Genomic DNA, 11,251 nt, shown 5'->3' with positions numbered 1-11,251 from the left:
CGATCTGCACGTTGTGCGCGATCATGATCTGGTTGTCCAGCTTGACCCCATTGCCAATCTGCGTGTCCGACAGTGCACCACGGTCGACGGTGGTATTGGCGCCGATCTCGACATCGTCACCGATGGTCACCCCACCGATCTGCGCGATTTTCTGCCAAACGCCCTTCTCGTTGGCAAAGCCGAAGCCCTCGCCACCGATCACCGCACCCGACTGAATAACCACGCGCTTGCCGATGCGTACGTCGTGATACAGCGTCACTCGCGGAGCCAACCAACCGCCCTCACCGATCACCGAACGCGCGCCGACAACACACTGCGCGCCGACGGTTACGCCGGCAGCGATCTGTGCGCCACTCTCGATCACCGCATAGGCGCCAATACTGGCACTCGCATCAACGTGCGCATCCGCAGCCACCACAGCAGTGGGGTGCACGCCAGGCAACGCCTGAGGCTTGCGGTCAAACAGATGGGAGAGTTCGGCATACGCCAGATAGGGGTTGCCGACGACAAGTGCATTACCGGCATAGCCTTCGGCATCAGCGGCAGTCAACAGCACCGCGCCAGCCTGGCAGCCCGAGAGAAACTTGCGGTACTGCGCATTGGCGAGAAAGCTCAGCTGATCAGCGCCAGCTTCCTGCAAGGTAGCCAAGCCGCTGATCGGCTTGTCTGCGGCGCCACGCACGGTGGCGCCCAGACGCTCGGCCAACTGGCCAAGGGTATAAACCGTAGCACTCATGATCAGCGCAGCTGATTCATGCGCTCGATAACCTGGCGGGTGATGTCGAACTGAGGTTTGACATCAATCACCGCACCGCGCTCCAGCACCAGGTCGAAGTTACCGGTTTTGATCACTTCTTCCACGGCCTTGTCCAGGTTCGGCTTGAGCTTCTTCAGCATTTCACGATCCGCCACAGCCTTGGACTCGTTCAGCTCCTTGGACTGGAACTGGAAGTCACGGGCTTTTTGTTTGAACTCAAGCTCCAGGCGCTCACGCTCAGCGGTCTGCATTTTTTCACCGTCTTTGACCAGACGATCCTGAATGCGCTTGGCGTCGCTCTCCAGGGTTTTCAGCTTGTTCAGCTGCGGACCGAATTTCTTCTCGGCATCCACGGCATAGCGCTTAGCCGCGTCAGACTCCAGCAAAGCCATTTGATAGTTCAATACCGCTACTTTCATCTCGGCAAACGCCGGGGTTGCCAGCAAGGCAACGCTTAACAAAACCAGTTGAGTCAACTTACGCACGGTGCAACTCCTGCAAAACTGTTGGTATTCAAAAATCCGACGCTTAGAACGTCTGACCGAGAGAGAACTGGAAGATCTGCGTATCCGCATCATCCGGTTTGACGATTGGCATAGCCAGGCTGAAGCTCAGCGGACCTAGCGCGGTGATCCAGGTCAAGCCAACACCCACCGAACTGGCCAGTTGGCCTGGATCGATATTGTTGCAGTCCTTCTGGGTCTTGCCGCAATTGGTGTCGAACACATTACCCACGTCCCAGAACAGTGCGGTACGCAGCGAACGCTGATCTTTCACGAACGGCATTGGGAACAAGAGCTCGACGCCGCCTTGTACCAGAACATTGCCACCAAATGGCAGTGGATCTTGATCCGGATCAAAGGCTGTACCAGGGTTAGTCCCTTTACTCGGCGTACTACGCGGCCCCAGGCTGCTGTCCTTAAAGCCGCGCACCGAATTAAAGCCACCGGCGTAATAATGCTCGTAGAACGGTAAATCCGAGGTGGAGCCATAGCTTTCACCAAAGCCCAACTGGGTATGGAAACGCATGGTGTAGGTATCACTTAGCGGCTTGAAGACCTGGCCACGGTAATCCACCTTGAAGAACGACAGGTCGCTACCCGGCACCGTGGTCTCAAACACCAGACTTTGCGAGTGACCACGGTTTGCCAACACACCACGGTTAAGGGTCGACTCGGACCAGCCAATCGACGCCTTGAGGTTCAGGTAGCTGTCACCCTCGGCTTTAGTAAAGTCAAAAATTTCGTCAACGGTATACACCCCGGTACCGATGCTGTCGTTCTGAATAGTCAGGCCGTAAGTCAGGCGAGAAGTGTCACTGATTGGATAACCAATGCTGGCGCCGACGCCGTAGCTGTCTACCGAATAGCTGGAGACACTGGTATTCAGTTCGTCGTAATCGGTTTCACGGAAGAAGGCGTTATAGCCCAGGCTGACGCCGTCCGGTGTCCAGTAGGGGTCAACGAAACCGAAGTTATAGTTGCTCTGGTATTCGCTGCGGGTCAGGCCGACGCTGACCTTGTTACCCGTACCCAGGAAGTTGTTCTGGGTGATCGAGCCACCGAGAATCAGACCAGCGTTCTGGGCAAAACCAACGCTTGCCGTGATGGAGCCGGAAGCCTGTTCTTCAACGCTGTAATTGACGTCGACCTGGTCGTCGGTACCTGGCACCTGCGGGGTTTCGACGTTGACTTCCTTGAAGTAACCGAGACGCTCCAGACGGGTCTTGGACTGATCGATCAGGTAAGTCGAGGCCCAACCACCTTCCATCTGACGCATTTCACGGCGCAGCACTTCGTCTTCCGACTTGGTGTTGCCACGGAAGTTGATGCGGTTAACGTAAGCACGCTTGCCCGGGTCAACGACAAAGGTAATCGACACGGTGCCATCGTCATGGGCTTCTGGCACGCCGTTGACGTTGGCGAAGGTATAGCCTTCGTTACCCAGGCGACGGGTGATCAGCTCGGAGGTGGTGGTCATCACTTTGCGCGAGAACACCTGGCCTTCCTGAACCAGCAGCAGCGCGCGGACTTCGTCTTCCGGCACCTTCAGCTCACCGCTGAGTTTGACCTCACGAACGGTAAACTTCTCACCTTCGTCGACGTTGACCGTGACATAGACGTGCTTCTTGTCCGGGGTAATGGATACCTGAGTGGAGCTGATATCCATATTGATATAGCCGCGATCCAGGTAATAGGAACGCAGACGCTCCAAGTCGCCGGAGAGTTTCTCACGGGCGTACTTGTCATCATTCTTGAAGAAGGACAGCCAGTTGGTGGTCTTCAGCTCGAACAGGTCGATCAGGTCTTCATCGGAAAAGACCGAGTTACCCACCACGTTGATGTGCTGAATGGCAGCAACCGAGCCTTCATTAATGTTGATCTTCAGCGCCACACGGTTACGCGGCTGAGGAATCACTTCGGCTTCGATTTCCGCGGAGTAACGGCCCTGGGCGACGTACTGACGCTGCAACTCGTTGCGCACGCCTTCCAGAGTAGCGCGCTGGAAAATCTCACCTTCAGACAGGCCCGACTGATTGAGGCCTTTAAGCAGGTCTTCGCTGCTAATGGCCTTATTGCCGTCAATCTCGATACTGGAGATAGACGGGCGTTCAACCACAGTAACCACCAGCACATCACCATCGCGACCGAGCTGGATATCCTGGAAGAAACCGGTTTTGAACAGTTCGCGGGTCGCCTCAACCAGCGACCGGTCATCGGCTTGCGCGCCCACATTCAGGGGCAAGGCACCGAATACGCTGCCCGCAGAAACGCGCTGCAGACCGGTGACCCGGATATCGGAGATGGTGAAGGACTCGGCGTGAACTTCGGTGATCATCAGTGCGGCAAGCACCGCAGGTAGCAGCAGACGTTTCATGAAGTCCTTTCTTATTCCAACTGACAATAAAAAATCTGCCGCTTAGCGCGACACGTCTTGTTCGTACCGAGAGCGTAATTCAGCAGCGGTTACAGGCGGCCCAAGTCGTTTACCAGGGCCAGCAACATCACCCCGACGACCAAACTGATGCCGATCTGCATCCCCCAACCCTGTATCCGTTCCGACAGCGGGCGACCACGCACCCACTCGACCAGATAAAAAAGCAGATGCCCCCCATCCAGCACGGGGATAGGCAACAAATTAAGAACCCCCAGACTAATGCTCAAGTAGGCGAGAAATTTAAGAAAATCACTCAAACCTGACTCAGCAGAAGCGCCCGCCACTTTAGCAATGGTTATCGGCCCGCTCAAGTTTTTTACCGAGAGCTCGCCAAACAGCATTTTCTTCAGTGAATTAAGGGTCAGAACGCTCATTGTCCAGGTGTTTTTGGCACCTTCGGCGATGGCCTCTAAAGGGCCGTAGCTAACTTCGCGCAACATCTCAGGCGGCCATTCGCCACCCGCCACACCAGCACCCAGATAACCACTGAGCGACTCGCCTTCACCGCGCACGGCCAGGGTGAGTGGCATATCCAACTGCTGGCCTTGACGCTCCACCAGCAAGTTAATCTTTTTACCCGGCAAGCTGCGGACCTGATCCACCAGTTGCTGCCAATCAGCCAGAGGCTGACCATCCAGGGCCAACAGCCGATCACCTACCTGCAAGCCTGCAGCAAATGCCGGACCTTCGGAATCAAGCTGCGCCAGCACTGGCTGCAGCACCGGACGCCAAGGGCGAATACCCAAGGAGGCGATAGGGTCCGGTTCGCCGGCACCGCGCAACCAGTTATCCAGCACAATCTGCCGAGGGCTGTCGACCGAGGAGCCCGGCTCGCGCACCGCCAGATCCAAGCGACCACTTTCCCCCAAGCGACTGACCAACTGCAGATTCACCGCAGCCCAGCCAGTGGTGGGCTTGCCATCAATTGCAATGATCTCCTGGCCAGCCTGCAGCCCGGCGACATCGGCCAGACTGCCTGCCTCGACCGCACCAATAACTGGGCGCACCTGCTGGCTGCCCAGCATTGCCACAACCCAGAAGAACAGCAACGCAAGCAGAAAATTTGCCACCGGGCCGGCCGCCACAATGGCAATCCGTTGCTGGACCGACTTGCGATTAAACGACTGATCAAGCAGCTCCGGCGGCACATCGCCTTCGCGTTCATCGAGCATTTTCACGTAGCCGCCCAGCGGGATGGCGGCCAGCACAAACTCAGTACCCTGACGGTCATGCCAACGCAGCAACGGACTGCCAAAGCCGACGGAAAACCGCAACACCTTGACCCCACAACGACGGGCGACCCAGAAGTGCCCGTACTCGTGAATGGTTACCAGCACGCCCAACGCAACCAGGGTGCCGACCAGCATATAAAGCGCACTCATCAAACGTCTCCGCGTCGGCGATCAGCGCCGACTCAGCCATTGCTCAGCCAGATCACGGGCCCGACCATCAGCGGCCAGCACCGTATCCAGACTCTCAACCGCCAGGGCGGGCTCTGTGTGCAGAACGTCTTCGATCATACTCGCGATCTCGGGAAAGCGGATGCGCCGCTCCAGGAACGCCGCAACCGCTACCTCGTTAGCCGCATTGAGCATGGCCGGCGCAGTACCGCCGGCCTGCGCCGCCTCGCGCGCCAGGCGCAGACAAGGGAAGCGCTGCTCGTCCGGCGCCTGAAAGTCCAGCCGCGCGATAGCGAACAGATCCAGCGGCGCGACACCCGAGTCGATTCGCTCCGGCCAGGCCAGGGCATGACTGATCGGCGTGCGCATATCTGGATTGCCCAACTGGGCCAGCACCGAACCGTCGACATAATCGACCAGCGAATGGATCACGCTCTGCGGATGCACCACCACTTCAATCTGCGCTGGCGTGGCGTCAAACAACCAGCAGGCCTCGATCAGCTCCAGGCCTTTGTTCATCATGCTCGCCGAGTCGACCGAGATCTTGCGCCCCATCGACCAGTTCGGGTGCGCGCACGCCTGCTCGGGGGTGACCGCATGCAACTGCTCCAGCGGCATTTCGCGAAACGGCCCACCCGAGGCGGTCAGCAGAATACGCCGCACGCCAACTTGCTGCAGACCGCGCGCATAGTCGCCTGGCAGACACTGAAAAATCGCGTTGTGCTCACTGTCGATCGGCAGCAGTACGGCGCCGCTTTTACGCACAGCCTGCATAAATAGTGCGCCCGACATCACCAGGGCTTCTTTGTTGGCCAACAGCACCTTCTTGCCGGCCTCGACCGCCGCCAGGGTGGGCGGCAAGCCTGCCGCCCCCACGATGGCCGCCATCACCGCATCCACTTCAGGGTGCGCAGCCACTTCACACAACCCCTCAGGACCATGCAGCACCTGAGTGGCCAGGCCGGCAGCACGCAGACCTTCCTGCAGGTGCCGAGCTTGCAGAGCCTGCGGCACCACGGCAAAGCGCGGGCGGTAGATCATGCACAACGCTTCCAACTCAGTCAGGCGACTGAAGCCGGACAGCGCAAACACTTGATAACGCTCAGGATGGCGAGCAATGACATCGAGGGTACTCAGACCGATCGAACCGGTCGCCCCCAGCACGGTAATCTGCTGCGGGTGACTCACAGTGCGCCCCAGCCCGCCAGCCACAGCAACGCAGCGAACACCGGAATTGCCGCTGTCAGGCTGTCGATACGGTCCAGCACACCGCCATGGCCCGGCAGCAGATTACTGCTGTCCTTAACCCCGGACTGGCGCTTGAACATGCTTTCGGTCAGATCGCCGACCACCGAAATCAGCACCACCACAGCGGTGCCAAGCAAACCGAGCAACAAACTGGCAAACGACCAGTCACGGTAAATCGCTACGCCCAGGCAAATCAGCAGAGTCGCCAGCAGACCACCGAACACCCCTTCCCAGCTTTTACCGGGACTGACCTGTGGGGCCAGCTTGCGCTTGCCGAAGCGCCGGCCGGCGAAATAGGCGCCGATATCCGCGCCCCACACCAGCACCATCACCGCGAGAATCAGCCAGTTTGCTTCAGGCCACTGCTTGAACAACACCAGGCCCTGCCAGGCCGGCAGCAAAATCAGCAAACCAATCAGCAATCTGACCGGAGCCTGCGTCCAGTAACGGCTGCTGGCGGGATAACCCAAGACCAGAAAGGTCGCCACCGCCCACCAGACAACCCCCAGCAACAACACCCAAGGCGCCAAGGCGGGCAGCAGATACAAGCCAAACAACAAGGCCGCCACCAGCGCGGCGTAGGCCACGCGCTGCGCCTGCGCAGTAAAACCTGCCAGGCGCGCCCATTCCCAGGCGCCCAAGCTGACCACCGCGCCGATAAACAGCGCAAACAGCGCGCCATCCAGCAGAAAGAAGCCACCCAGGGCAAATGGCAACAGCAGCAGCGCGGTGATAATTCGTTGTTTGAGCATCAGCTGCGGGCCTCAGCAGTCACCTGATCGCTGGTTTTCCCAAAGCGACGCTGGCGACTAGCAAAATCGGCCAAGGCTTTGCGCATGGCGTCGTGTTTGAAATCCGGCCAGTACAGGTCGGAGAAATACAGCTCGGTGTAGGCCAGCTGCCAGAGCAGGAAATTACTGATGCGGTGCTCGCCACCGGTGCGGATGCACAGATCCGGCAGCGGCAAATCGCCGGTGACCAGACAGCTCTGCAGCAACTCAGGGGTGATGTCTTCGGCGCGCAAATGGCCACCCTGAACCTCACGGGCCAAGCGCTGTGCGGCCTGGGCGATGTCCCACTGGCCGCCATAATTGGCCGCCACCTGCAACACAAAGCGCTTGTCGCCGGCAGTCTGCGCCTCGGCCTCACGCATCGCAGCCTGCAGCTCAGGGTGAAAGCGTGAGCGATCACCGATAATGCGCAGGCTGATGTCATTGGCATCGAGCTTCTTCGCCTCGCGGCGCAGCGCACTGAGGAACAGCTCCATCAGCGCACTGACCTCCTCGGCCGGGCGCTGCCAGTTTTCACTGGAGAAGGCGAACAGCGTCAGCACCTCGACGCCCGCCTCAGCGCACACTTCGATCACCGCGCGCACCGCATCAACACCGGCTTTATGGCCAGCCACGCCGGGCAGTAGGCGCTTCTTCGCCCAGCGATTGTTACCGTCCATGATGATCGCCACATGCCGTGGCACGGCGAACGGACTACCGTCTTTGGTCTTTTCCATGACGATATCCTGGCCGTTAAACGGCCATCAGATCCGCTTCTTTCTGCTTCACTGCGACTTCGATTTCCGCGACGAACTTGTCCGTCAGCTTCTGGATTTCGTCGGCTGCACGGCGCTCTTCGTCTTCGCTGATTTCCTTCTCCTTGACCAGATCTTTCAACTGGCTCAAGGCATCACGACGAATATTACGCACCGCCACACGACCATCTTCAGCCGCATCACGCGCCTGCTTGGTGAAACCCTTACGGGTTTCTTCAGTCAGCGCCGGCATGGAGATCAACAGCAGCTCACCGAGGTTGGTCGGGTTAAAGCCCAGGCCGGAGCTCTGGATTGCCTTGTCGACAGCCGCCAGCATATTGCGCTCGAAGGCTACAACCTGCAGGGTCCGCGAATCCTTCACGGTGACGTTGGCCACCTGGTTCAGCGGGGTGTCGGAACCGTAGTAAGGCACCATCACGCCGCCGAGGATGCTCGGATGCGCCTGACCAGTACGGATACGGCTGAAGGCATGGAGCAGCGATTCCAGGCTCTTCTGCATGCGTACCTGGGCGTCTTTCTTGATCTCATTGATCATGTTTATCTTCCTCAATCAGAGTGCCTTCAGCGCCGCCAACTACAACATTCAGCAGGGCGCCTGGCTTGTTCATGTTGAAAACACGCAGCGGCATATTATGGTCGCGGCACAGACAGATGGCCGTCAGGTCCATTACGCCCAGCTTGCGGTCGAGCACCTCATCGTAGGTCAGACGCTCAAACTTCTCGGCATGCGGGTCTTTGAATGGATCGGCAGTGTACACACCATCCACCTTGGTCGCCTTGAGCACCACGTCGGCATCGATTTCGATGGCGCGCAGGCAAGCGGCCGAGTCAGTGGTGAAGAACGGATTGCCAGTGCCAGCGGCGAAAATCACCACCTCACCGGTTTTCAGATGACGCAGCGCCTTGCGCCGGTCGTAGTGATCGGTCACCCCAACCATGGAGATGGCCGACATGACGATTGCCGGGATATTCGAGCGTTCCAGCGCGTCGCGCATGGCCAAGGCGTTCATCACGGTAGCCAGCATGCCCATATGGTCGCCGGTTACCCGATCCATGCCAGCCGCACTCAGCGCCGCGCCACGGAACAGGTTGCCACCACCGATCACCAAACCGACCTGCACGCCGATACCGACCAGCTGGCCGACTTCCAGCGCCATGCGGTCAAGCACCTTGGGATCGATGCCGAAATCTTCCGACCCCATCAGGGCCTCGCCGCTAAGTTTGAGCAGAATGCGCTTGTAGCGCGGTTGACGACCACTCATCTGCTGAGCCATTGCGAGTCTCTCCTGCGGCGTTTGAATTCTGTGCAAACCTTCGGTTCGCTTTTATCGAGCGCTTCGACAGCGCCCTGAGTCATTGGTGCCAACGCCCCAACCACTCCACAGCTTAGCTGTGCCCTCAATTTGACAAAGAGGCCGCGCGCGTTAGCGGGCAGCCTCTTTGGGGCGACAGCTGATTAGCCGTCTTACTGCTTGCTGGCAGCCAGTTGGGCAGCAACTTCTTCAGCGAAGTTATCGACCGGCTTCTCGATGCCTTCACCAACCTTGAAGTAGGTGAAGGAAACGATTTCAGCACCGGCTTTCTTGGCCAGAGCACCGACCTTGATTTCCGGATCCTTAACGAAGGCTTGCTCAACCAGGCTGGCTTCAGCAAGGAACTTCTGGATACGACCAGCAACCATCTTCTCGACGATTTCGGCCGGCTTGCCTTTGATCTTGTCTTCGTTGAGGCTGATGAACACGGCTTTCTCGCGCTCAATGGCTTCAGCGGAAACTTCCGTAGGCAGCAGGAATTCAGGGTTGCTGGCAGCAACGTGCATAGCGATGTCTTTAGCCAGCTCAACAGAGCCACCTTTCAGAACAACAGCAACACCGATCTTGTTACCGTGCAGGTAAGTACCGACCACGTCACCTTCAACGCGAACCAAGCGACGAATGTTTACGTTTTCGCCAACTTTACCCACCAGAATCAGACGATCAGCTTCACGCGCCTCGATCAGCGGAGCAGCATCGGTCAGTTTGTCAGCAAAAGCTTGCTCAACGCTGGCAGCAACGAAGGCCTTGAAGTCATCTTGCAGAGCCAGGAAGTCAGTCTGCGAGTTCACTTCCAGCAGAACGGCAGCTTTGCCGTCGTCTTTAACAGCGATTGCGCCTTCGGCAGCCACGTTGCCAGCTTTCTTGGCAGCTTTGATCGCGCCGGAAGCACGCATGTCGTCGATGGCTTTTTCGATGTCGCCGCCAGCCTTGGTCAAGGCTTTCTTGCAATCCATCATGCCTTCGCCAGTACGCTCACGCAGTTCTTTAACCAACGCTGCAGTAATTTCTGCCATTTCAAAATCCTCTGGATAGGTTGTTAACCATTCCACCCGCCAAAAACGGGCGCTCAATTCGTAACGCACTGCCGACAATGACTAGAAACGATTGCAACTGCACGTCGGCGATGGTTTTCAAGGTGGCAAAAAGGGGGCCAAGCCCCCTTTTTGCGAACTAAGCAAACGCTATACGCGTTTTACTTAGCCTTCAGCAGCTTCTGCAGCCGGGGCTTGCTCGACGAATTCGTCGGTGCCGCCGTTAGCGTTGGTGCGACCACGGATTACCGAGTCAGCCATTGCACCCATGTACAGCTGGATGGCGCGGATGGCGTCATCGTTACCTGGGATGATGTAGTCAACGCCTTCAGGGCTGCTGTTGGTATCGACGATGCCGATAACTGGGATACCCAGCTTGTTGGCTTCGGTGATAGCAATGCGCTCATGGTCAACGTCGATCACGAACAGAGCGTCTGGCAGACCGCCCATGTCCTTGATACCACCCAGGCTGCGATCCAGTTTTTCCAGATCACGGGTGCGCATCAGGGCTTCTTTCTTGGTCAGCTTGGTGAAAGTGCCGTCCTGGGACTGAACTTCCAGATCACGCAGACGCTTGATCGAGGCGCGGATGGTTTTGTAGTTGGTCAGCATGCCGCCCAACCAGCGATGATCGACGTACGGCGAACCGCAACGTGCTGCTTCTTCAGCAACGATCTTGCCAGCGGAACGCTTGGTGCCCACGAACAGAATCTTGTTTTTGCCCGAAGCCAGTTTCTCAACGAAGGACAGTGCTTCGTTGAACATTGGCAGGGTTTTTTCAAGGTTGATGATGTGGATCTTGTTGCGCGCGCCGAAAATGTACTTGCCCATTTTCGGGTTCCAGTAACGGGTCTGGTGGCCGAAGTGCACACCGGCCTTCAGCATATCGCGCATGTTGACTTGGGACATGATAGTTCCTTGATAAGTCGGGTTAGGCCTCCACGTATCCCGATCTCCAACCCGGCGAACTTGTCGCAAGGCACCCAGGAAACCGTGTCGATACGTGTGTGGGTTTA

The 11,251-nt window shown here is 58.0% G+C and carries 11 protein-coding genes; all 11 read right to left on the bottom strand.

Translation table 11 applies throughout. The features are described from left to right. The coding region (gene lpxD / locus Q8M42_RS17690; RefSeq protein WP_305285062.1) for a UDP-3-O-(3-hydroxymyristoyl)glucosamine N-acyltransferase at positions 1 to 739 on the bottom strand (739 nt) is incomplete at its 3' end. Next, entirely contained in the window at positions 739 to 1,242 is a 504-nt protein-coding gene (locus Q8M42_RS17685; protein WP_090248384.1) for an OmpH family outer membrane protein, read from the bottom strand. The genes lpxD and Q8M42_RS17685, both read right to left, overlap by 1 nt. 43 nt (positions 1,243 to 1,285) lie before the next feature. Beyond that, positions 1,286 to 3,634 carry an outer membrane protein assembly factor BamA gene (bamA, locus tag Q8M42_RS17680; protein ID WP_304865992.1) on the bottom strand — a complete coding sequence of 783 codons (2,349 nt, stop codon included), beginning with the start codon at positions 3,632 to 3,634 and terminating at the stop codon, positions 1,286 to 1,288. A gap of 89 nt (positions 3,635 to 3,723) precedes the next feature. After that, positions 3,724 to 5,076, bottom strand: a complete 1,353-nt coding sequence (gene rseP / locus Q8M42_RS17675) for a sigma E protease regulator RseP (protein ID WP_304865990.1) — start codon at positions 5,074 to 5,076, stop codon at positions 3,724 to 3,726. A gap of 21 nt (positions 5,077 to 5,097) precedes the next feature. Then, positions 5,098 to 6,282 (bottom strand): 1-deoxy-D-xylulose-5-phosphate reductoisomerase, encoded by a 1,185-nt coding sequence (ispC, locus tag Q8M42_RS17670; protein ID WP_304865987.1) that lies wholly within the window; start codon positions 6,280 to 6,282, stop codon positions 5,098 to 5,100. Beyond that, on the bottom strand, positions 6,279 to 7,094 hold the full coding sequence (locus Q8M42_RS17665) for a phosphatidate cytidylyltransferase (RefSeq protein WP_304865985.1): 816 nt from the start codon (positions 7,092 to 7,094) through the stop codon (positions 6,279 to 6,281). Before Q8M42_RS17665 ends, ispC begins: the two co-directional genes overlap by 4 nt. Beyond that, positions 7,094 to 7,849 (bottom strand): polyprenyl diphosphate synthase, encoded by a 756-nt coding sequence (uppS, locus tag Q8M42_RS17660; RefSeq protein WP_304865982.1) that lies wholly within the window; start codon positions 7,847 to 7,849, stop codon positions 7,094 to 7,096. Before uppS ends, Q8M42_RS17665 begins: the two co-directional genes overlap by 1 nt. A 16-nt stretch (positions 7,850 to 7,865) precedes the next feature. Further along, complete coding sequence (frr, locus tag Q8M42_RS17655; protein WP_304865980.1) at positions 7,866 to 8,423, bottom strand: ribosome recycling factor; 558 nt, start codon at positions 8,421 to 8,423, stop codon at positions 7,866 to 7,868. Continuing rightward, positions 8,413 to 9,162: a UMP kinase gene (gene pyrH, locus Q8M42_RS17650; protein WP_304865977.1), complete on the bottom strand. Its 750-nt coding sequence runs from the start codon at positions 9,160 to 9,162 to the stop codon at positions 8,413 to 8,415. The genes frr and pyrH overlap by 11 nt, the downstream gene beginning before the upstream one ends. A 191-nt stretch (positions 9,163 to 9,353) precedes the next feature. Then, entirely contained in the window at positions 9,354 to 10,217 is an 864-nt protein-coding gene (gene tsf, locus Q8M42_RS17645; protein WP_304865974.1) for a translation elongation factor Ts, read from the bottom strand. A gap of 183 nt (positions 10,218 to 10,400) precedes the next feature. Further along, a complete protein-coding gene (rpsB, locus tag Q8M42_RS17640) occupies positions 10,401 to 11,144 on the bottom strand; it encodes a 30S ribosomal protein S2 (RefSeq protein ID WP_275961183.1) in 744 nt (247 codons plus the stop codon). Between the last annotated feature and the right edge of the window lie 107 nt (positions 11,145 to 11,251).

Origin of the sequence: Pseudomonas sp. (assembly GCF_030684895.1) — a bacterium.
Lineage (GTDB): Bacteria > Pseudomonadota > Gammaproteobacteria > Pseudomonadales > Pseudomonadaceae > Aquipseudomonas.
Note: the sequence above shows the minus strand (reverse complement) of the source record. Positions and strands in the feature narration are given on the sequence as shown.

Coding starts and splice junctions, on each gene's coding strand:
- Q8M42_RS17665 (WP_304865985.1), bottom strand. CDS start 7,094: ATGCTCAAACAACGAATTATCACCGCGCTGCTGCTGTTGCCATTTGCC.
- uppS (WP_304865982.1), bottom strand. CDS start 7,849: ATGGAAAAGACCAAAGACGGTAGTCCGTTCGCCGTGCCACGGCATGTG.
- frr (WP_304865980.1), bottom strand. CDS start 8,423: ATGATCAATGAGATCAAGAAAGACGCCCAGGTACGCATGCAGAAGAGC.
- tsf (WP_304865974.1), bottom strand. CDS start 10,217: ATGGCAGAAATTACTGCAGCGTTGGTTAAAGAACTGCGTGAGCGTACT.
- pyrH (WP_304865977.1), bottom strand. CDS start 9,162: ATGGCTCAGCAGATGAGTGGTCGTCAACCGCGCTACAAGCGCATTCTG.
- bamA (WP_304865992.1), bottom strand. CDS start 3,634: ATGAAACGTCTGCTGCTACCTGCGGTGCTTGCCGCACTGATGATCACC.
- rseP (WP_304865990.1), bottom strand. CDS start 5,076: ATGAGTGCGCTTTATATGCTGGTCGGCACCCTGGTTGCGTTGGGCGTG.
- rpsB (WP_275961183.1), bottom strand. CDS start 11,144: ATGTCCCAAGTCAACATGCGCGATATGCTGAAGGCCGGTGTGCACTTC.